The following is a 20,461-nucleotide window of genomic DNA, read 5'->3' as shown; positions in this document are numbered from 1 at the left end:
GACGCGTCGACGCCGGTCATGTACACGATGAGGCGCCCGTGCGGGTCCCCGGGCGGCATGTCGGCAGAGGTTATCGGATGCCCGGAAGTCCGCGTTCACCGCCCGTTCGACGACTGGATCGGCATGGTTCGCCCGCGCGCCGCTGCCGTGATCATCATCGGTGATGCGGGGCCCCGCCCACAAACCGTCGCACCACAGCGGGCATTCGCCCCATATCAGCACATGGGGGACCACCGAGTCCGCTCGGCATAGGGTGGGCCACCATGACATGGCTGATCACCGGCGGAGCCGGTTACATCGGGGCACATGTGGCGCGGGCCATGACCGGTGCCGGGGAGCGGGTCGTGGCGCTGGACGACCTCTCGGCCGGGGTGCCGGCGCGGCTGCCCGCCGACGTCCCGCTGGTCGAGGGCTCGACGCTGGACGGCGAGCTGCTGAAGCGGGTGTGCGCGGAGCACGGGGTGACGGGGGTGGTGCACCTCGCCGCGCGCAAGCAGGCCGGCGAGTCCGTGACGCAGCCGACCCGCTACTACCGGGAGAACGTGGGCGGCCTCGCGACGCTCCTGGACGCCGTGGCCGGCGCCGGGATCGAGCGCTTCGTCTTCTCCTCGTCCGCGGCCGTGTACGGCGACCCCGGTGTGGACCTCATCACGGAGGACGCCCCCTGCGCCCCGGCGAACCCCTACGGCGAGACCAAGCTCGCCGGTGAGTGGCTGGTCCGGGCGGCGGGCCGGGCGCACGGCATCGACACGGTGTGCCTGCGCTACTTCAACGTGGCGGGGGCGGCGGCGCCGGAGCTGGCCGACACCGGCGTCTTCAACATCGTGCCGATGGTCTTCGACCGGCTCACCCGCGACGAGGCCCCGCGCGTCTTCGGCGACGACTATCCGACGCCGGACGGCACGTGCGTCCGCGACTACATCCACGTGGCCGACCTGGCGGAGGCGCACCTGGCGGCGGCCCGCAGGCTGTCCGGGGGCGACGTCACGGGAGACCTGACGGTGAACATCGGCCGCGGCGAGGGCGTCTCGGTGCGCGAGCTGATCACGGTCATCGGCGAGGTCACCGGCGACACCCGGGCCCCGGTCGTCGAGGGCCGCCGCCCCGGCGACGCGCCCCGCGCGGTGGCCTCGGCCGCCCGCGCGGCCGAGCGGCTCGGCTGGACCGCCCGGCGCTCGGTGCCCGAGATGATCGACTCGGCGTGGCGGGGGTGGCGGCTGCACCACGGCCGCTGAGCGGCGCGCGGCACCCGTCCACCACCTGACCTGCACATCGTTTACGCAGGTCAGGGCAGATGACAACGGTGTTCAGTGCCGCGTTGCGGATACCCCCTCCCCGTAGTTCACTGTGCCCCGGACCGGGTCACAGGAAGGAATTCTCATGGGGGCTGGGCACGATCACGGACATGCTCACGGCGCGCCCGCCGGCGGTACCGCGAGCGCGGCGTACCGCGGCAGGCTGCGGGTGGCGCTGGCGATCACGCTCGGGGTCATGGTGATCCAGATCGTCGGCGGCCTGCTGGCGGACTCGCTCGCCCTGGTCGCGGACGCGGCCCACATGGCGACGGACGCCGTGGGCCTGGGCATGGCGCTGCTCGCGATCCACTTCGCGAACCGCCCGGCGAACGAGCACCGTACCTTCGGCTACGCCCGCGCGGAGATCCTGGCGGCGCTGGCCAACTGTCTGCTCCTGCTCAGCGTCGGCGGCTACGTGCTGTACGAGGCGGTCGAACGGTTCGTCACCCCGGCCGGCACCGACGGCGGCCTGGCGATGGCGTTCGGTGTGATCGGTCTGGTCGCCAACCTGGTGTCGCTGGCCCTGCTGATGCGCGGGCAGCGGGAGAGCCTGAACGTGCGCGGCGCCTTCCTGGAAGTGGCGGCGGACGCGCTCGGCTCCGTCACGGTGATCCTCGCCTCGCTGGTGATCCTGACCACCGGCTGGACGGCCGCCGACCCGATCGCCTCCCTGGTGATCGCGGTGATGATCGTGCCCCGGACCTGGAAGCTGCTGCGCGAGACCCTGGACGTGCTGCTGGAGGCCGCGCCCAAGGGCGTCGACATGCGGCAGGTGCGGGAGCACATCCTGGCCACCGACGGCGTGGAGGACGTGCACGACCTGCACGCCTGGACGATCACCTCGGGGATGCCGGTGCTCTCCGCGCACGTGGTCGTCAGCTCCGACGTCCTGAACGCCATCGGGCACGAGAAGATGCTGCACGAGCTGCAGAACTGTCTGGGCACCCACTTCGACGTGGAGCACTGCACCTTCCAGCTGGAGCCCGGCGGGCACGCGGAGCACGAGGCGCGCCTCTGCCATTAGGACGGGCCGGACGCGCCGCCGCGCGCCGGTGCGCCGGGGAACACGGCCTTCCGCCCCCGTGGGGACGGCCCTGGGACATGCGGGCATGTCAAGGAGTGCCGGGAGTGCCGGATCGGTGCGGCAGACTGGGGGCGCGAAGACCGAGTGAAGGATGGGTATGCCGATCACACCTGCCACCGCGACGAACAGCCCGTCGAGCGGTGCCGCCGAGCCGATTTTGCTGGAACTGGTCGACGAGGACGGCGTGACGATCGGCACCGCGGAGAAGCTCGCCGCCCACCAGCCGCCGGGGCGGCTGCACCGGGCGTTCTCGGTGTTCCTGTTCGACGAGCGCGGGCGGCTGCTGATCCAGCAGCGGGCACTGGGCAAGTACCACTCCCCCGGCGTGTGGTCCAACACCTGCTGCGGCCACCCCTACCCCGGTGAGGCGCCGTTCGCGGCGGCGGCCCGGCGGACCTTCGAGGAGCTGGGCGTGTCCCCGTCGCTGCTCGCCGAGGCCGGCACGGTCCGCTACAACCACCCGGACCCGGCCTCGGGCCTGGTCGAGCAGGAGTACAACCACCTCTACGTCGGCATGGTGCAGTCGCCACCGCGACCGGATCCGCAGGAGGTGGCGTCCACGGCCTTCGTGACCCCGGCGGAGCTGGCGGAACGGCACGCCGAGGACACCTTCTCGGCCTGGTTCCCGACCGTCCTGGACGCGGCCCGCCCGGCGGTCCGCGAACTGACGGGCCCCTCGGCGGGCTGGTGAGCCGGTGACGTGCGCCACTAGGGGACCCGCGAGGGCTTGAGCGGCAGGACGGCCCAGATCACCTTGCCGCCGGTGGCGGTGTGCTCGACCTCGCAGGTTCCGCCCGCCTCGCGGGTGATCTCCCGCACCAGGAGCAGTCCGCGGCCGCCGGTGCGACCGTGGTCGGTCTCCAGCGCGGTGGGCCGGTAGGGGTGGTTGTCCTCCACGGAGACCCGGACCCACTCGGCACCGACGGCGAGCTCGACGGCGAGCGTCGGGGACAGCAGCGCCGCGTGCCGTACGGCGTTGGTGACCAGCTCGGAGACGATCAGCAGCAGTCCCTGCACGACCTCGTCCGCGACCGGTACGCCCTGGCGCAGCAGCAGGTCCCGCACGGCGTGGCGGGCCTGCGGGACCGAGGCGTCGACGGCCGGGGCGGTGAACCGCCAGACACCTTCGTACGGCAGCGGATCGCCGCTGTCACGCTCGATTGTCACCACACGTCGAATGTTGGTACCGGTCGGCTCCGCACCTCGACCCTGAACAGAAGTCAGCGGATATCGAGCGTTTCCGACCGCCCGTGCACGGCCAGGTCCCCCGCGGGACCGTTCCGGTCCGCCCTGTGCCGGATCGGCGGACTATTCGGGTTGTACGGGTTTGGCGGACCGGTGGTCGCCGCCGTGCGGCCCCTCCTCCGGCGACCGCGCGGTCCCCTCACCGGCCAGCCGGTCGGAGACCATGCCGACGATCCGGCGTCCGCCGTAGCCGGTGGCGATCAGACCGAGCCCGTCGAAGAGCAGGGAGAGGGAGAAGAACGTACCGATGACGTACTGACTGCTGCTGGGCCAGGTGGCCAGCACCAGGACGCCGAGGAGCAGTCCGAAGGCGCCCTGCACCAGCGTCCAGCCGAACTGCGGCCCGCGCACCACCAGGCTGCCGACCAGACGGAACACCCCGCCGGTGAGGAACAGCAGCGCGGCGAACATGGTGAGCGCCTCGGCCGCGGCCTCGGGTGTCTTCAGGACGACCACACCGGCCGCGATGTTCAGGGCCGCGACGACCACCCCGAGCCAGAAGAAGTTGGTGTGCCGCGCCTGGACGGCGTGCAGCAGTCCGACCAGGCCGCCGATCAGCAGCAGCCAGCCGAACAGCACCATCGTGGTCAGGGTGGCGAGGGCGGTGTGGATCAGGCCGACCAGTCCCGCGACGACCAGGATCACGCCGAGCACGGCGAGCCAGTCGAAGCCGCGGCTCAGTTTCGCGGCCTCGCCCTGAGGCGTGGTGGACTTGGCCATGGCTGCCTCCTCGCTCCCGTTCCCCCTCCTTCCAGTCTCCGCCGTCCGCCCGTCCCCCGCCGGGTGGAGTCCCCGCCGGCCGGGGCGCCGACCGGGGCGGATAGCATCCGGCGCATGGAGCCCCAGCTGCTGCACGGCGTCACCGAGCACATCGCCACGGTCGTCATCCGCAATCCGGCGAAGCGCAACGCCATGACGGCCGCGATGTGGGGTTCCCTGCCGCCGCTGCTGGAAGAGCTGGCGGCCGACCCGGACGTACGGGTGCTGGTGCTCACCGGTGAGGGCGGGACGTTCTGCGCCGGCGCCGACATCTCCACGCTCCGGGGGTCGCCGCTCGAGGCGCAGCGGCTGGCCGTGGCGGCGGAGGAGGCCCTCGCCGCCTTCCCCAAGCCGACCCTGGCGGCGGTCCGCGGGCACTGCGTGGGCGGCGGGGCCCAACTGGCGGCCGCCTGCGACCTGCGGTTCGCCGAGGAGGGGGCGCGGTTCGGGGTGACCCCGGCGAAGCTCGGCATCGTCTACCCGTCCTCCGCGACCCGGCGGCTGGTGTCCCTGGTCGGTCCGGCCACCGCCAAGTACCTGTTGTTCTCGGGCGAGCTGATCGAGGCCGGACGGGCGCTGCGCACCGGTCTGGTGGACGAGGTGCTGCCCGGGGACGCACTGGAGAAGCGGGTCGCGGAGTTCACCCGCACCCTGGCGTCCCGCTCACAGCTGACGCAGGCGGCGGCGAAGGAGTTCGCGCACGGCCGCACCGACCGGGACGCGTACTGGGACGGGCGGGCCCGGGAGAGCGGCGACACCGCGGAGGGCGTCGCCGCGTTCCTGGAGCGCAGGCCGCCGCGCTTCACGTGGAGCGTGTCTACGTCAGGGTGAAACGGCTCTTCGCCCGGAACTCCTCGACGAGGTGCGCGGGCGCCTTGTGCGGGGAGCCCGCGTCGTAGGGCGGCTGCGGGTCGTACTCGGTGAGCAGCTGGACGGCCCGGGCGTGCTCGTCGCCGGCGATCCGGCCGAGCAGGGTGAGTCCCATGTCGATCCCGGAGGAGACGCCGGCCGCGGTGACGTACTTGCCGTCGGTCACCACCCGCTCCCCGGTCGGCTCGGCGCCGTACCGCTTCAGGTGGTCGAGCGCGAGCCAGTGGGAGGTGGCCCGGCGCCCCCGCAGGAGCCCGGCCGCGGCCAGCAGCAGGGACCCGGTGCACACGGACGTCGTCCAGGTGCTGGACGCGTCGGCTCCGCGCAGCCACTCCAGCAGGGCCTCGTTCTCCATCTGGGGCGTCTGGCCGCCATGCCCGGACGGCGTGCATGACGAAGCGTCCCCGAGGTATACGCAGTACTTCCGGCCGGAGAGGCCGGCCGACGAAAGGGGAGACACATGTTCCGTGCCATCGCGGATGTCCTGCGCCAGATCGGCGGGGCCGTCGCCACCGTCGTGACGCTGCCGTTCCGGGCGCTCGCCCGGCTGTTCGGCGGGGCCTCGTCCACCGCCCGGGGCCGTCGCGCCTGACGCCGCCCGTACGGTCCCCGGGCGAGTCGCCGCCCTGATCCCCGATTGTCGGCGCCACCTGCCACAATTGCCGCGCAACCTCAGTGGAGAAGGCGGTACGGGAACGTGACGACACCCCTCGCAGGGTCCATCGAAGGCAGGATCGCCGAAGAGCTCGGCGTACGGGAGCGGCAGGTCAGGGCCGCCGTCGAACTGCTCGACGGCGGTTCGACGGTGCCCTTCATCGCCCGCTACCGCAAGGAAGCGACCGAGATGCTCGACGACGCGCAGCTGCGCACGCTCGAGGAGCGGCTGCGCTATCTGCGGGAGCTGGAGGAGCGCCGGACGGCGATCCTGGAGTCGGTGCGCGAGCAGGGCAAGCTGACCGAGGAGCTCGAGGCCCGGATCCGGGGCGCGGAGACCAAGGCGCGCCTGGAGGACGTCTACCTGCCGTACAAGCCCAAGCGGCGCACCAAGGCGCAGATCGCGCGCGAGGCGGGGCTCGAACCGCTGGCGGAGGGGCTGCTCGGCGATCCGGGCGTCGAGCCCCTCGCCGCGGCCGCCGCGTTCGTGGACGCCGACAAGGGTGTCGCCGATCCGCAGGCCGCCCTGGACGGTGCGCGGGCGATCCTCACCGAGCGGTTCTCCGAGGACGCCGACCTGATCGGCGAGCTGCGCGAGCGCATGTGGGTGCGCGGGCGGCTGGCCGCGAAGGTGCGCGACGGCAAGGAGGAGGCGGGTGCGAAGTTCTCCGACTACTTCGACTTCGCCGAGCCGTTCACCGAACTGCCCTCGCACCGGATCCTGGCCATGCTGCGCGGCGAGAAGGAGGAGGTCCTCGACCTCGCCCTGGAGCCGGAGGAGCCCGCCGACGGGCCGTCGTCGTACGAGGGGATCATCGCGGGCCGGTTCGGGATCGCCGACAAGGGGCGGCCGGCCGACAAGTGGCTGGGCGACACGGTCCGCTGGGCCTGGCGCACCCGCATCCTGGTGCACCTCGGCATCGACCTGAGACTGCGGCTGCGCACGGCGGCCGAGGACGAGGCGGTGCGGGTCTTCGCGGCGAACCTGCGCGACCTGCTGCTCGCCGCCCCCGCCGGCACGCGCGCGACGCTCGGCCTGGACCCCGGCTTCCGTACGGGCGTGAAGGTCGCCGTGGTGGACGCGACCGGCAAGGTCGTCGCCACGGACGTGATCCATCCGCACGTCCCGGCCAACCGGTGGGACGAGGCGATCGTGAAGCTGGCGCGGCTGGCGAAGGAGCACGCGGTCGAGCTGATCGCGATCGGCAACGGCACGGCGTCCCGCGAGACCGACAAGCTCGCCGGTGAACTCATCGCCAGGCACCCCGAGTTGAAGCTGACCAAGGTGATGGTGTCCGAGGCGGGCGCTTCCGTGTACTCGGCCTCCGCCTTCGCCTCCCAGGAGCTGCCCGACATGGACGTGTCGCTGCGCGGCGCGGTGTCGATCGCACGCCGGCTCCAGGACCCGCTGGCCGAGCTGGTGAAGATCGACCCGAAGTCGATCGGGGTCGGCCAGTACCAGCACGACCTGTCCGAGGTGAAGCTGTCGCGTTCGCTGGACGCGGTGGTGGAGGACTGTGTGAACGGCGTGGGTGTGGACGTCAACACCGCGTCGGCGCCGCTGCTCGCGCGGGTCTCCGGCATCACCTCCGGGCTCGCCGAGAACATCGTGGCGTACCGGGACTCCAACGGTCCGTTCCGGTCGCGGGGCGAGCTGAAGAAGGTGTCGCGGCTCGGTCCGAAGGCGTACGAACAGTGCGCGGGCTTCCTGCGGATCCGCGGCGGTGACGATCCGCTGGACGCGTCCAGCGTGCACCCGGAGGCGTATCCGGTGGTGCGGCGGATGGTGAAGTCCTCCGGGACCGAGGTCGCCGCGCTGATCGGGAACACGGCGGTGCTGCGGTCGCTGCGGCCGCAGGAGTTCGTGGACGAGACGTTCGGTCTGCCCACCGTGAGCGACATCCTGAAGGAGTTGGAGAAGCCGGGGCGGGACCCGCGTCCGGCGTTCAGGACCGCCGTCTTCAAGGAGGGGGTGGAGAAGATCTCCGACCTGACCTCCGGGATGGTGCTCGAGGGTGTGGTGACCAACGTGGCCGCGTTCGGCGCGTTCGTCGACGTCGGTGTTCACCAGGACGGTCTGGTGCACGTGTCGGCCATGTCGAAGACGTTCGTCAAGGATCCGCGGGACGTGGTGAAGCCGGGGGACATCGTCAGGGTGAAGGTGCTCGACGTGGACATCCCGCGGAAGCGGATCTCGCTGACGCTGCGGCTGGACGACGAGGCCGCGCCCCAGGGGGAGCAGCGGGGGCAGCGCGGGGAGCAGCGGCAGGGGGGCCGGCCTCCCAAGCAGCGGCAGCAGCAGGGGCGGTCCGGTTCCGGCGGGAAGGGGCGGTCCGCGGCCGCGCCCGCTCCGGCGAACGGGGCGATGGCCGACGCGTTGCGGCGGGCCGGGCTGGCGTAGGCGCCAGGCGTCGTGGCTGGGCGGGGGTGGTGCGCGCGGGCCGGTGCCCGCCGGGTGCCTCCCCCGGCGGGGGCGCCCCCAGCGCCCGTCCGTGCCGCCCCGGGGGCCTCCCCCGGTCCTCGAGGCACGGGGGAGGCACGACAGGCCCGCGGTCAGGTACGGCTCTCCGTCACCCTGCCGTCGGCGACCTCCAGGCGTCTGGTCACCTTGACCGCGTCGAGCATGCGGCGGTCGTGGGTGATCAGCAGGAGGGTGCCCTGGTAGGTGTTCAGGGCTGATTCGAGCTGCTCGATGGCCGGCAGGTCCAGGTGGTTGGTCGGCTCGTCGAGGACCAGGAGGTTGACGCCCCTGCCCTGGAGGAGGGCCAGCGCGGCCCTCGTGCGTTCGCCCGGGGAGAGGCCGGCCGCGGGGCGCATGACGTGGTCCGCCTTGAGGCCGAACTTGGCCAGGAGCGTGCGGATGTCGGCCGGCTCCAGGTCCGGTACCGCCGGGCGGAACGCGTCGAGCAGGGTCTGCGGACCGTGGAACAGCGCGCGGGCCTGGTCCACCTCGCCGAGGAGCACGCCCGAGCCCAGCGCGGCGTGCCCGGCGTCGAGCGGGACGCGGCCCAGCAGGGCGCCGAGCAGCGTGGACTTGCCCGCGCCGTTGGCGCCCGTGACGGCCACCCGGTCCGCCCAGTCGATCTGCAGGGAGACCGGGCCGAGGGTGAAGTCGCCGCGGCGGACCTCGGCGTCCCGGAGGGTGGCGACGACCGCGCCCGAGCGGGGGGCCGACGCGATCTCCATGCGCAGCTCCCACTCCTTGCGCGGCTCCTCGACCACGTCGAGGCGTTCGATCATGCGCTGGGTCTGACGCGCCTTCGCGGCCTGCTTCTCGCTGGCCTCGCTGCGGAACTTGCGGCCGATCTTGTCGTTGTCGTCGCCCGCCTTGCGGCGCGCGTTCTTCACGCCCTTGTCCATCCAGGCGCGCTGCGTCTGCGCCCGGTCCTGGAGGGCGGCCCTCTTGTCGGCGTACTCCTCGTACTCGTCGCGGGCGTGCCGACGGGCCACCTCCCGCTCCTCCAAGTAGGCCTCGTAGCCACCGCCGTAGAGGTTGATCTGCCGCTGGGCGAGGTCGAGTTCGAGGACCTTGGTGACCGTGCGGGTGAGGAACTCGCGGTCGTGACTGACGACGACCGTGCCGGCGCGCAGGCCGGTCACGAAGCGTTCGAGGCGTTCCAGGCCGTCCAGGTCGAGGTCGTTGGTCGGCTCGTCGAGGAGGAAGACGTCGTAGCGGGCGAGGAGCAGGGAGGCGAGCCCCGCGCGGGCCGCCTGGCCGCCGGACAGCGAGGTCATCGGCTGGTCCAGGCCGACGGCCAGGCCGAGGGAGCCGGCGACCTCCTCGGCGCGCTCGTCGAGGTCGGCGCCGCCCAGGGACAGCCAGCGCTCCAGGCTCGTGGCGTACGCGTCGTCCGCGCCCGGCGCGCCGTCGACCAGGGCCCCGGTCGCCTCGTCCAGGCTCCGCTGGGCCTCGGCGACACCGGTGCGGCGGGCCAGGAACGCCCGTACGCTCTCGCCGGGCCTGCGCTCCGGCTCCTGCGGGAGGTGTCCGACGGTCGCGGTGGGCGGGGAGAGGCGCAGCTCGCCCTGTTCCGGCGCGGTGAGGCCGGCGAGCAGGCGCAGCAGCGTGGACTTGCCCGCGCCGTTGGCACCGACCAGACCGATCACGTCGCCGGGCGCGACGACGAGGTCGAGGCCGGTGAACAGGGAGCGGTCGCCGTGCCCGGCGGCGAGGTTCTTGGCGACGAGGGTGGCAGTCATCAGACCGCCGATCCTAATGGCCGCGCGCGCGGCCGGGCCCCGCAGGGGCGCGGCCGCCGGGGTTCCGTCAGTGTTTGCCGATGGGGTCGCCCTCCACGTCCGGGCCGCGGCCCGGGCCCACGCGGATCTCGAATTCGCCGTCGTACTTCTTGTGGCCCTCGATGACCGCGAGCTCCACCGCCTCGGAGCCCATCTCGCCCCGCACGATGAGCGGGTCGCCGCGCAGGTCGCGCATGAGCGCCACGCACATGAAGAGCATCACGACGACGAACGGGGCCGCCGCGAGGATCGTGAGGTTCTGCAGGCCGGTCAGCGCGTCGCCCTGTCCGCTGCCGACCAGCAGCATGATCGCCGCCACCGCGCCGGTGACCACGCCCCAGAACACCACCACCCAGCGGCTGGGCTCGAGCGCGCCCTTCTGCGAGAGCGTGCCCATCACGATGGAGGCGGCGTCGGCGCCCGAGACGAAGAAGATGCCGACGAGGGTCATCACCAGCAGGCTGGTGGCGGTGGCGACGGGATACTCCTGCAGCACGGCGAAGAGCCGGCCCTCGGGGGTCGTCTCGTCGCCGAGCCGGTTCTGCTCCTGCAGCTTCATCGCCGAGCCGCCGAAGACCGCGAACCAGACCAGGCTGACCGTGCTGGGGACCAGGATGACCCCGCCGATGAACTGGCGGATGGTCCGGCCCCGGCTGATGCGGGCGATGAACATGCCCACGAAGGGCGTCCAGGAGATCCACCAGGCCCAGTAGAAGACGGTCCAGCTGCCCAGCCACGCGGGGACGTCCTCGCCGCCGCTGATCTCGGTGCGGCCGGCCAGCTGGGGCAGGTCGCCGAGGTAGCCGAAGACCGAGGTCGGCAGCAGGTCGAGGACGAGGATGGTGGGGCCCGCGACGAACACGAACACGGCGAGGATCAGGGCCAGCACCATGTTGGTGTTCGACAGCCACTGGATGCCCTTCTCCACACCGGAGACCGCGGAGGCCACGAACGCCACGGTCAGCACCGCGATGATGCCGACCAGCAGCCCGGTGCCGGCCTCGTCCAGCCAGTCGAGCTTCTCCACACCGGAGCCGATCTGCAGCGCGCCGAGGCCGAGCGAGGCCGCGGAGCCGAAGACGGTCGCGATGATGGCGAGCACGTCGATGACCCGGCCGCCGACGCCGCCCGCGTTCCTCTCGCCGATGAGCGGGGTGAACACGGCGCTGACGGTCTGCCGGCGGCGCCGGCGGAAGGTGCTGTAGGCGATGGCGAGGCCGACCACCGCGTAGATCGCCCACGGGTGGAGCGTCCAGTGGAACAGGGTGGTGGCCATGGCCGTCTCCATGCGAGCGCCCGAGTCGGCCGGGTGGGTGCCCGGCGGGGGCGTCGTGTAGTGCGCCAGCGGCTCGCTCACGCCCCAGAACATCAGGCCGATGCCCATGCCCGCGCTGAACATCATGGCGATCCACGAGACCGTGCGGAACTCCGGCTTCTCGCCCTCGGCGCCGAGGTGGATCCGGCCGTAGCGGCTGGCCGCGAGCCAGAGGGCGAAGACCACGAAGCCGGAGGCGGCCAGCATGAACGCCCAGCCGCCGTTGTGCATCAGTCCGCCGAGCGCGCTGCTGGAGACGTCCTCGAGCGAGTCCGTCCCGATGGCGCCCCACAGCACGAACGCGAGGGTGAGCACGGCGGTGACGCCGAACACCACCCGGTCGGTCCGCGGGCGCTCCCGGCCCGGCAGGCCCGCTTCGGAACCCGGCAGCGGGCCCGCCGTGTCGTCTCTGTCGCGGTGCTGGTCGTGCGTCACAGGCGGCGCCTTTCCTCAGAGCCGTGGGGCGGAGAGCACTCCTCCCGTTACGCCCTTACCACCTTTGGCGCAAAACTCACCTCGGCGGCGGGAAGTAACGGCCCCTCCACCAGGTGAGACGCCGCGAGGACGCGTCTCACCGGGTCCCGGGGACGCGGTGGGCGGTGATTTCCGGCCGGTCCACGCCGTCCAGGAAGGTGTCCGGGGCCGTGGTGTGCGGGCCCGCCGTGGCGCGGGCGAAGGCGGCCGTTCCGCCGACGAACGGCACCCGTGCGGAGGTGCGGGCCAGGTCGAGGGTGAGCGTCGGGGTGTCGGCCGGGGGATCGATCAGGCCCCGGTCGGTGCCGGCGACGATCAGCGCCAGGCGGTGGCCCCGGGGGACGACGTGGTCGGTGGCCGCCAGGTCGAGGGTGAGGGTGTACCGCTCGCCGGGGGTGAGCGGCTCGCCCTTGCCGTCGTCGGCGTGGTCGCCGAGGTCGGCCCAGCCCCGGCTGACGATCGTGTGCTCCACGTCGGTGGTCGTGGCGCGGGTCTCCTGGAAGCAGGAGCTGTCTCCGGTGGTGCTCGCGCCCCAGCAGGTGCGTTCGGGGAGGGTGGTGATGCCTTCTCCGTCGGCGGCGTAGTCGCGGACGGTGTCGGGGCCGAGGTCCACGAGTACGGCGGAGAGGTGGGCCGTGGGCGTGCTGGGGGTGGCGGTGACGGTGACCCGGGAGGCGCCGGACAGGCGCAGGTCGCGGGTGAGCGGGCCGGTGACGAAGCCGGCCTTGTCCGGGGTCGGGGCGTCGACGCGGGCGGCCCAGTCGGTCTCGCTCAGCCGTGGGTCGTCGGTGAAGGCTTCGGTTCCCCCGCCCTTGCGCAGGCCGAGGGTGCCGACGCCGGCCTCGGCGCCCTGTGCGGGGCGCAGGGTCGCGGTCCGCGTGCCGCGCGGCGGCCAGCTCTCCGAGGTCACCCACCGGTCGGGCCGGCGTTCGATGTCGGCCATGGGTTCGCGGTCGATGCCGTTGTCGTAGCCGAGGAGTTCGTGGTCGAACCAGCGGTGCAGGGTGTCGACCCACTCGGCGCGGCGGAAGTCGAAGGGGTCGACGTGACCGGTCTGGGAGAGCCATATCTTGCGCTCGACGCCGTTTCGCGCGAGGGCGTCCCACCACGGACCGACGTGCTGCATCCGCACGTTGAGGTCCTGCATGCCGTGCACCAGGAAGACGCTGGCCCTCACCTTCTTCGCGGCGCGCACGTAGTCGCGTTCGGTCCACAGCGGGGTCAGGTCGCCGGTGCGCGGGGCGCCTTCGACGAGTTCGCGCTGGACCTCGGCGCACTGTGCGCGGGCCTCGGGGCTCTCGACGTACTGGGACAGCCAGTCGGGGCCGGAGTCGTAGAGCGGGGCGCCCCGGGTGAAGTAGTAGTCGTACCAGGAGGAGATGGCGGCGATCGGGACGATGGTCTCCAGGCCCTCGACGCCGGTGGCGGCGACCCCGTTGGCGATGGTGCCGTCCCAGCTCTTGCCGATCATCCCGGTGCGGCCGTCGGTCCAGTCGGCCCTCGCCCGCTCGGTGCCGGTGCGGGTGGTGTAGGCCTTGCCGCGGCCGTTCAGCCAGTCGACGACCGCCTTGGCGGACTGGACGTCGGAGCGGCCCCCGACGTCCACACAGCCGTCGGACCGGTTGGTTCCGGCCAGGTCGACGCCGACGACGGCGTAGCCGCGCGGCACGAAGTAGTTGTCGTAGAACAGCGGCATCTGGACGATGTCGCCGTTCGCGTCGTAGGTCTTCCTCTGGCTCTCGTTGCCGCGCCCGCAGCAGGAGTAGTACGGGCTGGCGTCCATGATGACGGGGACCTTCCGGCCCCGCTGTGCGGGTTCGCGGGGCCGGACGATGTCGACGGCGACCCGGTCGGTGCGTCCGTCCCGGTCCTCGTCGAGTCCGGTGTCCACCCAGACGGCCTCACGGACGGCGTCGTCGTAGGAGTGGACGGGCAGGCTCTCGCGCGGCGGCGCGGCGTGCGCCGCCGCGGGGGTGAGGAGCGTGGCCGTCAGGGCGGCGGTGGCCGCCGTCGCGAGCGGTCTCCGGATCGTGAAGCGCGTGCGTTTCGGCATGCGCGGGACGGTACAGGTGCCGACTCCACCGCATAAGAGGGCGCTTGACGGCCTGTGGGCACTTCGGTGGCCGGGAGCGCGCCCGGGACCGGTGGGTGACCGGTCCGCTCAGTCGCCGTGGTCGTACACCGTCACCGGTATCCCGCGCTTCACCAGCCGCTCGGTGATGAGCGGCTCGATCCGGGACCACGTGCCGCCGGCCAGTCCGCAGCCGATGCGGGGCATGTGGACCGAGGCGCCGAGGGTCCTCGCGTGGCCGGCGAGGCGGTCGAGGGCGGTGTCGATCGCCTCGTAGCGGACGGGGACGCCCTTGCTGCCCGTCCTGATTCCGCGCTGGCCGATCATGTTGGCCACCCAGACGTACCGCTCGACCCGGACCAGCTGGACCGCGCCCGGACCGAAGTCGTTCGCGGCGCGGTCCCGGTGCCAGGCCCGGTAGGCGGCCTCCGGTTCGGGCCAGCGGCGCGACACGGCCAGGACGAAACCCTTCCCCCACCCGCCGATGTCGTTGCAGACGTGGGCGATGACCTTGACGCCCTTCACCGACGGAACGGTGGCGTCACCCCGGACGTAAGTGATCCCCGACATGACGCCACCGTAGACGTTGCCACCGACAGCGGCTCCGGCCGCTACTTCGTCAGCCGCGAGAGCTCCTGGCCGGCGTTCCGCGCCACCCGGCGGCGGACGCCGTACCAGCCGCCGACCAGCATCACGGCGATCACCGGGACGAGCAGCAGCGTCCTGCGGCCGACCTCCGGGTCGTTCCACATCAGGCCGAGGACGGAGACCAGGAAGACGATGGTCGCGATCTCGGTGACCGGGGAGCCGGGGAGCCGGAAGGACGGGCGGGCGAGAAGTCCGGCGCGGGCGCGGCGGACGAAGACCAGGTGGCAGATCATGATGATCACCCAGGTGCTGATGATGCCGAGGGAGGCGACGTTCAGCACGATCTCGAAGGCCTGGGCCGGCATGAGGAAGTTCAGGCCGACGCCGAGGACGCACACGCCGCAGGTCAGCAGGATGCCGCCGTAGGGCACCTGGCTGCGGTTCATGCGGGCGGTGAACCTCGGGGCGGAGCCCGCCATGGCCATGGAGCGCAGGATGCGGCCGGTGGAGTACAGGCCGGAGTTCAGGGACGACATCGCGGCCGTGAGGACGACGAGGTTCATCACGTCGCCGGCGGCCGGGACGCCGATCTTCGACAGGACCGTGACGAAGGGGCTCTCGTCGGCCGAGTACGTCGAGCCGGGCAGCAGCAGGGCGAGCAGGACGACGGAGCCGACGTAGAAGAGGCCCACGCGCCACATGATGGAGTTCACCGCGCGGGGGACGACCTTCTCCGGCTCGGCGGTCTCGCCCGCGGCGACACCGACCAGTTCCAGCGCCGCGTACGCGAAGATCACGCCCTGCATGACGAGGACGACGGGCAGCACGCCGTGCGGGAGGATGCCGCCGTTGTCGGTGATCATGTTCAGGCCGGGGGTGCCGCCGCCCACCTCGTGCTGCGTGGCGAGCAGGAAGACGCCGACGAGCATGAAGGCGACGAGGGTGGCGACCTTGACGATCGCGAACCAGAACTCCATCTCGCCGAAGATCTTCACGGAGATGAGGTTCACCGCGAGGACCACGGCGAGGGCGATCAGCGCGAGCACCCACTGCGGGATGTCGGTGAACGCGCTCCAGTAGTGCGTGTAGAGGGCGATCGCGGTGATGTCGGCGATGCCGGTGGTCGACCAGTTGAGGAAGTACATCCAGCCGGCGACGTACGCGCCCTTCTCGCCGAGGAACTCGCGCGCGTACGACACGAAGGAGCCGGACGAGGGCCGGTAAAGGACCAGCTCGCCCAGGGCGCGGACGACGAAGAAGGCGAAGACACCGCAGACCAGGTAGGCCAGGGCGAGCGCCGGGCCGGCGTCGTGGAGGCGTCCTCCGGCGCCCAGGAAGAGGCCGGTGCCGATGGCGCCGCCGATGGCGATCATGTTGACGTGGCGGGCCTTGAGGTCCTTGCTGTAGCCGGCGTCGCCCGCGTCCGCGGGCGTCGGGGCCGCCGCGGCGGGTGCTGCGGCCGTTGCCGTGGGGACGGCGTCCTTGCTCACGGGTGGTTCCACTCTCTGGTGCGTCCGGGCGGGTCGCGCCCGGCTGTTCCGGATTGCCTCGGCCGGCGTGCTCGGATCACGGCACGGACCGGGGGGCAGCTTTCCGGAAGCGCGCTTCCTCATGCGATGGCGCACGTCACACCGCGGAACATCTCACATGCCCGCGCGGGACGAGGGCCGAGGTGTCACAGCGGTGGTGGGACAGCGATACTGCTGCACATGACGACCGAGACCGAGCAGCCGCTCACGATCGACGAACTGGCGGCCCGGGCCGGTGTCACCGTGCGCACGGTCCGTTTCTACGGCACCAAGGGGCTGCTGCCGCCGCCGGTGATCGGTCCCCGGCGGGTCGGCCACTACGGGCGGGAGCACCTGGCCCGGCTGGAGCTCATCGAGGAGTTGCAGCACCGGGGCATGACGCTGGCGGCGATCGAGCGGTACCTGGGACAGCTGCCGCCGGATCTGAGCGCCCGGGATCTGGCGGTCCAGCGGGCGGTGGTGGCCTCCTGGGCGCCCGAGGCGGTGGAGACGGTGTCGCGCGGGGAGCTGGAGCGCCGGGCGGGGAAGGCGCTGAGCGAGGAGGACCTGGAGCGGCTGGCGGCGATGGGCGTCGTCGAGCCGGCCGGCGGAGCACCGGACGGCGAGGCCTTCCGGGTCGACGCCGGGCTGCTGCGGCTCGGCGTCGAGCTGCTGGACGTACCGCTGTCGCACGAGACGGTCCTCGCCGCCCGTACCGCGCTCATCGAGCACTCCCGCACGGCGGCCCGCGAACTGTCGCGGCTGCTGCGTGACGCGGTGGCGGACAAGGACGCGCGGGATGTGCGGTCCCTGTCCGCCCGGATGCATCCGCTCGTGGTGCAGGCGCTGCTCACGACCTTCCAGCGGTCGCTGCGGGAGGAGCTGCGGGAGTGGCTCGACGAGGAGGGCGAACCGCGCTGAACGCCGTCAGCGCGCGTCCTTGAAGACCTCTCCCCTCTCCGCCTTCTCCACCAGCAGGGCGGGCGGGGTGAAGCGCTCGCCGTAGCGCTCGGCGAGTTCCCGCGCGCGGGCCGTGAATCCGGGCAGGCCGCCCTCGTAGCCGTTGATGTACTGCAGGACGCCACCGGTCCAGCCGGGGAAGCCGATGCCGAGGATCGACCCGATGTTGGCGTCGGCGACGGACGTCAGCACGCCCTCCTCGAGCAGCCGGACCGTGTCCAGCGCCTCGGAGAACAGCATGCGTTCCTGCATGTCCCGGAACGGGATCTCGTGGCCCGGCACGGTGAAGTGCTCGCGCAGTCCCGGCCACAGGCGGCCCCTCCTGCCGTCCTCGTCGTACTCGTAGAAGCCGGCGCCGCCGCTGCGGCCGGGACGCCCGAACTCGTCGACCATGCGGTCGACGACCGCTTCGGCGGGGTGCGCGGTCCAGGTGCCGCCGGCCTCCTCGACGGCCCGCTTCGTCTCGCTGCGGATCTTGCGCGGCAGGGTGAGGGTGAGTTCGTCCACCAGGGAGAGCACCTTGGCCGGGTAGCCCGCCTGGGCGGCGGCCTGCTCGACCGAGGCGGGCTCGATGCCCTCGCCGACCATGGCGACGCCCTCGTCGATGAAGTGGCCGATCACGCGTGAGGTGAAGAAGCCGCGCGAGTCGTTGACGACGATGGGGGTCTTGTTGATCTGCCGGACCAGGTCGAAGGCGCGGGCCAGGGCCTCGTCGCCGGTGCGCCCGCCCTTGACGATCTCGACCAGCGGCATCTTGTCGACGGGCGAGAAGAAGTGCAGTCCGATGAAGTCGGCCTGGCGCTCGACGCCCTCGGCGAGGGCGGTGACGGGCAGGGTGGAGGTGTTGGAGCACAGCAGCGCGTCGGGGGCGACGACGCCCTGGACCTCCTGGAACACCTTGTGCTTGAGGGAGGTGTCCTCGAAGACGGCCTCGATGACCGCGTCGCAGCCGGCGAGGTCGGCGGTCTCGGCGGTGGGCGTGATCCGGGCGAGCAGCGCGTCGGCCTTCTCCTGGCTGGTGCGGCCCTTGGCGACGGCCTTGGCGCACAGCTTCTCGGAGTAGCCCTTGCCCTTGACGGCGGCTTCCAGGGAGACGTCCTTGAGGACGACGTCGATGCCCGCGCGGGCGCACGAGTAGGCGATGCCGGCGCCCATCATCCCGGCGCCGAGGACGGCGACCCTGGTGACCTTGCGCGGTGCGACGCCCTTCGGACGGCCGGCGCCGGAGTTGACGGCCTGGAGGTCGAAGAAGAACGCCTGGATCATGTTCTTCGCGGTCTGTCCGGTGGCCAGCTCGACGAAGTAGCGGGCCTCGATGACCTGGGCGGTCTCGAAGTCGACCTGGGAGCCTTCGACGGCGGCGGCCATGATGCCGCGCGGGGCCGGGTAGGGCGCGCCGCCCGTCTGCTTGCGCAGGTTGGCCGGGAAGGCCGGCAGGTTGGCGGCGAACTTCGGGTGAGCGGGGGTGCCGCCGGGGATGCGGTGGCCGGGCCTGTCCCAGGGCTGGGCGGATTCGGGGTTGGCCTCGATGAAGGCACGGGCCCGGGCGAGCATCTCCTCGCGCGTGTCGGCGATCTCGTCGACCAGACCGTTCTCCAGGGCGCGGCGCGGGCTGTACTGGGTGCCCTGGAGGAGCACCTTCAGCAGCGCGTCGGTGATGCCGAGCATGCGGACGGTGCGGACGACGCCGCCGCCTCCGGGGAGCAGGCCGAGGGTGACCTCGGGACAGCCGATCCTGGAGCCGGGGGCGTCGAGGGCGATCCGGTGGTGGCAGGCGAGGGCGAGTTCGTAGCCGCCGCCGAGGGCGGCGCCGTTGATCGCGGCGACGACCGGCTTGCCGAGGGTCTCGATGCGGCGCAGGTGCCGCTTGACGGCCATGCCGCCGTCGAAGAGGTCCTGCGCCGTCTCGGGGGTGACCCGGACCAGGTCGCGCAGGTCGCCGCCGGCGAAGAAGGTCTTCTTGGCGGAGGTGATGATGACGCCGCGGATGGAGTCCTTCTCCGCCTCCAGGCGGTCGGTGATCACGGCGAGGGAGTCGCGGAACGCCTGGTTCATGGTGTTCGCGGACTGGTCGGGATCGTCGATGACGAGGGTGACGACGCCGGTGCGGTCCTGTTCCCAGCGGATGGTGGTGCTCTGGGTCATGTGGAGGTCTCCGTGAGTGAGGTGGCGGGTCGCCGGGGTTCAGAGGCGTTCGACGACGGTGGCGATGCCCATGCCGCCGCCCACGCACAGCGTGGCGAGGCCGTAGCGCTTGTCCTGGCGCTCGAGTTCGTCGACGAGGGTGCCGAGGATCATCGCACCGGTGGCGCCGAGCGGGTGGCCCAGCGCGATGGCGCCGCCGTTGACGTTGACCTTGTCCAGGGACAGCCCCATGTCCCGCGCGTAGCGCAGGACGACCGCGGCGAACGCCTCGTTGATCTCGACGAGGTCGATGTCGTCGACGGTCAGTCCTGCCTTGGCGAGCGCCTTGCGGGAGGCGGGGGCGGGGCCGGTGAGCATGATGGTGGGCTCGGAGCCGGACACGGCGGCGGAGACGATCCTGGCGCGCGGCCGCAGTCCGTGGCGCTCGCCGACCTCCCTGGAGCCGATGGCGACGAGCGCGGCGCCGTCGACGATCCCGGAGGAGTTGCCCGCGTGGTGGACGTGGTCGATCCCCTCCACCCAGTGGTACTTCTGCAGGGCCACGGCGTCGAAGCCGCCCAGCTCGCCGATGTCGGCGAAGGAGGGCTTCAGCTTGGCCAGCGAGTCGGCGGTGGTGCCGGGGCGCAGGTGCTCGTCGCGGTCGAGGACGGTGAGGCCGCTGCGGTCCCTCACCGGGACGACGGACCGCTCGAAGCGGTTCTCCTTCCAGGCGGTGGCCGCGCGCTCCTGCGACAGGGCGGCGTACTCGTCTACGTCCCGGCGGGAGAAGCCCTCGATGGTGGCGATCAGGTCGGCGCCGATGCCCTGCGGGACGAAGTCGGTGGCGAGGTTGGTCATCGGGTCGTTGAACCAGGCGCCCCCGTCGGAGGCCATCGGCACCCGGGACATCGACTCGACGCCGCCCGCGAGGACGAGGTCCTCCCAGCCGGAACGGACCTTGGCGGCGGCCAGGTTGACGGCCTCCAGACCCGAGGCGCAGAAGCGGTTCTCCTGGACGCCCGCCACCGTGTCCGGCAGTCCGGCGGCGAGGGCGGCGATGCGTGCGATGTCGGAGCCCTGGTCGCCGACCGGGCTGACGACGCCGAGCACGATGTCGTCGACGGCGGCCGGGTCGAGGCCGGGGAAGCGGTCGCGGATCTCGTGGATGAGGCCGACGACCAGGTCGACGGGCTTGGTGCCGTGCAGGGCGCCATTGGCCTTGCCGCGCCCGCGCGGGGTGCGGATCGCGTCGTACACGTACGCTTCGGTGCTCAC

The 20,461-nt window shown here is 72.2% G+C and carries 16 protein-coding genes and 1 pseudogene; 7 read left to right on the top strand and 10 right to left on the bottom strand.

The features are described from left to right. Nucleotides 1–263 precede the first annotated feature (263 nt). The 3 genes from galE to idi all read left to right on the top strand — a co-directional run bounded on the left by galE (nt 264) and on the right by idi (nt 3,070). A complete protein-coding gene (galE, locus tag ACZ8ZB_RS29945) occupies nt 264–1,235 on the top strand; it encodes a UDP-glucose 4-epimerase GalE (RefSeq protein WP_470740731.1) in 972 nt (323 codons plus the stop codon). 145 nt (nt 1,236–1,380) lie between these two features. Then, nucleotides 1,381–2,319, top strand: coding sequence for a cation diffusion facilitator family transporter (locus ACZ8ZB_RS29940; RefSeq protein ID WP_470740730.1), 939 nt, complete (start codon nt 1,381–1,383; stop codon nt 2,317–2,319). Nucleotides 2,320–2,476: 157 nt separating this feature from the next. Next, nucleotides 2,477–3,070, top strand: coding sequence for an isopentenyl-diphosphate Delta-isomerase (idi, locus tag ACZ8ZB_RS29935; RefSeq protein ID WP_470740729.1), 594 nt, complete (start codon nt 2,477–2,479; stop codon nt 3,068–3,070). A gap of 17 nt (nt 3,071–3,087) precedes the next feature. Here the strand turns inward: idi and ACZ8ZB_RS29930 are convergent, their stop codons facing one another. Together ACZ8ZB_RS29930 and ACZ8ZB_RS29925 are read right to left on the bottom strand one after the other, a co-directional pair. Further along, complete coding sequence (locus tag ACZ8ZB_RS29930) at nt 3,088–3,549, bottom strand: ATP-binding protein (protein WP_470740728.1); 462 nt, start codon at nt 3,547–3,549, stop codon at nt 3,088–3,090. 138 nt (nt 3,550–3,687) lie between these two features. Next, a complete protein-coding gene (locus tag ACZ8ZB_RS29925) occupies nt 3,688–4,344 on the bottom strand; it encodes an HdeD family acid-resistance protein (RefSeq protein ID WP_470740727.1) in 657 nt (218 codons plus the stop codon). 114 nt (nt 4,345–4,458) lie between these two features. Between ACZ8ZB_RS29925 and ACZ8ZB_RS29920 the strand changes: the two genes are divergently transcribed. Continuing rightward, nucleotides 4,459–5,214 carry an enoyl-CoA hydratase/isomerase family protein gene (locus ACZ8ZB_RS29920; protein ID WP_470740726.1) on the top strand — a complete coding sequence of 252 codons (756 nt, stop codon included), beginning with the start codon at nt 4,459–4,461 and terminating at the stop codon, nt 5,212–5,214. On the opposite strand, the pseudogene ACZ8ZB_RS29915 reads toward ACZ8ZB_RS29920, so the two are convergent. Continuing rightward, nucleotides 5,201–5,632 (bottom strand): annotated as a pseudogene (locus ACZ8ZB_RS29915) (DJ-1/PfpI family protein); the annotation flags it as partial. The gene ACZ8ZB_RS29920 and the pseudogene ACZ8ZB_RS29915 overlap by 14 nt on opposite strands. An 81-nt stretch (nt 5,633–5,713) precedes the next feature. Between ACZ8ZB_RS29915 and ACZ8ZB_RS29910 the strand changes: the two are divergent. Both ACZ8ZB_RS29910 and ACZ8ZB_RS29905 read left to right on the top strand, forming a co-directional pair. Then, nucleotides 5,714–5,845 carry an LPFR motif small protein gene (locus ACZ8ZB_RS29910; protein ID WP_251100090.1) on the top strand — a complete coding sequence of 44 codons (132 nt, stop codon included), beginning with the start codon at nt 5,714–5,716 and terminating at the stop codon, nt 5,843–5,845. 105 nt (nt 5,846–5,950) lie between these two features. Beyond that, nucleotides 5,951–8,308 (top strand): Tex family protein, encoded by a 2,358-nt coding sequence (locus ACZ8ZB_RS29905; RefSeq protein WP_470740725.1) that lies wholly within the window; start codon nt 5,951–5,953, stop codon nt 8,306–8,308. Nucleotides 8,309–8,460: 152 nt separating this feature from the next. Here ACZ8ZB_RS29905 and ACZ8ZB_RS29900 read toward each other — a convergent pair whose 3' ends face one another. The 5 genes from ACZ8ZB_RS29900 to ACZ8ZB_RS29880 all read right to left on the bottom strand — a co-directional run bounded on the left by ACZ8ZB_RS29900 (nt 8,461) and on the right by ACZ8ZB_RS29880 (nt 16,084). Next, the gene (locus tag ACZ8ZB_RS29900; RefSeq protein ID WP_470740724.1) at nt 8,461–10,107 is read right to left on the bottom strand and encodes an ABC-F family ATP-binding cassette domain-containing protein; all 1,647 of its coding nucleotides are present in this window, start codon (nt 10,105–10,107) and stop codon (nt 8,461–8,463) included. Between the two features lie 67 nt (nt 10,108–10,174). Then, nucleotides 10,175–11,896: a BCCT family transporter gene (locus ACZ8ZB_RS29895; RefSeq protein ID WP_470740723.1), complete on the bottom strand. Its 1,722-nt coding sequence runs from the start codon at nt 11,894–11,896 to the stop codon at nt 10,175–10,177. 136 nt (nt 11,897–12,032) lie between these two features. Then, nucleotides 12,033–13,988, bottom strand: coding sequence for a Xaa-Pro dipeptidyl-peptidase (locus ACZ8ZB_RS29890; protein WP_470740722.1), 1,956 nt, complete (start codon nt 13,986–13,988; stop codon nt 12,033–12,035). Nucleotides 13,989–14,096: 108 nt separating this feature from the next. Continuing rightward, nucleotides 14,097–14,576, bottom strand: coding sequence for a macro domain-containing protein (locus ACZ8ZB_RS29885; RefSeq protein WP_470740721.1), 480 nt, complete (start codon nt 14,574–14,576; stop codon nt 14,097–14,099). Between the two features lie 41 nt (nt 14,577–14,617). Further along, a complete protein-coding gene (locus ACZ8ZB_RS29880; RefSeq protein ID WP_470740720.1) occupies nt 14,618–16,084 on the bottom strand; it encodes an amino acid permease in 1,467 nt (488 codons plus the stop codon). A 219-nt stretch (nt 16,085–16,303) separates the two neighbouring features. Here ACZ8ZB_RS29880 and ACZ8ZB_RS29875 point away from each other — a divergent pair, with 219 nt between their 5' ends. After that, nucleotides 16,304–17,023 carry a MerR family transcriptional regulator gene (locus ACZ8ZB_RS29875; RefSeq protein WP_470740719.1) on the top strand — a complete coding sequence of 240 codons (720 nt, stop codon included), beginning with the start codon at nt 16,304–16,306 and terminating at the stop codon, nt 17,021–17,023. A gap of 6 nt (nt 17,024–17,029) precedes the next feature. Here ACZ8ZB_RS29875 and ACZ8ZB_RS29870 read toward each other — a convergent pair whose 3' ends face one another. Together ACZ8ZB_RS29870 and ACZ8ZB_RS29865 are read right to left on the bottom strand one after the other, a co-directional pair. Continuing rightward, entirely contained in the window at nt 17,030–19,207 is a 2,178-nt protein-coding gene (locus ACZ8ZB_RS29870; protein ID WP_470740718.1) for a 3-hydroxyacyl-CoA dehydrogenase NAD-binding domain-containing protein, read from the bottom strand. A gap of 39 nt (nt 19,208–19,246) precedes the next feature. Next, nucleotides 19,247–20,461, bottom strand: coding sequence for an acetyl-CoA C-acetyltransferase (locus ACZ8ZB_RS29865; RefSeq protein WP_470740717.1), 1,215 nt, complete (start codon nt 20,459–20,461; stop codon nt 19,247–19,249).

Source organism: Streptomyces sp. 12E (assembly GCF_055633275.1).
The sequence above is the reverse complement of the archived record's forward strand: the minus strand, read 5'-3'. Positions and strand labels throughout refer to the sequence as shown.

Excerpts from the sequence above, each read along its gene's own strand:
- ACZ8ZB_RS29925 (WP_470740727.1), bottom strand. The coding sequence starts at position 4,344 with ATGGCCAAGTCCACCACGCCTCAGGGCGAGGCCGCGAAACTGAGCCGC.
- ACZ8ZB_RS29920 (WP_470740726.1), top strand. The coding sequence starts at position 4,459 with ATGGAGCCCCAGCTGCTGCACGGCGTCACCGAGCACATCGCCACGGTC.
- ACZ8ZB_RS29890 (WP_470740722.1), bottom strand. The coding sequence starts at position 13,988 with ATGCCGAAACGCACGCGCTTCACGATCCGGAGACCGCTCGCGACGGCG.
- ACZ8ZB_RS29900 (WP_470740724.1), bottom strand. The coding sequence starts at position 10,107 with ATGACTGCCACCCTCGTCGCCAAGAACCTCGCCGCCGGGCACGGCGAC.
- galE (WP_470740731.1), top strand. The coding sequence starts at position 264 with ATGACATGGCTGATCACCGGCGGAGCCGGTTACATCGGGGCACATGTG.
- ACZ8ZB_RS29940 (WP_470740730.1), top strand. The coding sequence starts at position 1,381 with ATGGGGGCTGGGCACGATCACGGACATGCTCACGGCGCGCCCGCCGGC.
- idi (WP_470740729.1), top strand. The coding sequence starts at position 2,477 with ATGCCGATCACACCTGCCACCGCGACGAACAGCCCGTCGAGCGGTGCC.
- ACZ8ZB_RS29885 (WP_470740721.1), bottom strand. The coding sequence starts at position 14,576 with ATGTCGGGGATCACTTACGTCCGGGGTGACGCCACCGTTCCGTCGGTG.
- ACZ8ZB_RS29910 (WP_251100090.1), top strand. The coding sequence starts at position 5,714 with ATGTTCCGTGCCATCGCGGATGTCCTGCGCCAGATCGGCGGGGCCGTC.
- ACZ8ZB_RS29870 (WP_470740718.1), bottom strand. The coding sequence starts at position 19,207 with ATGACCCAGAGCACCACCATCCGCTGGGAACAGGACCGCACCGGCGTC.
- ACZ8ZB_RS29875 (WP_470740719.1), top strand. The coding sequence starts at position 16,304 with ATGACGACCGAGACCGAGCAGCCGCTCACGATCGACGAACTGGCGGCC.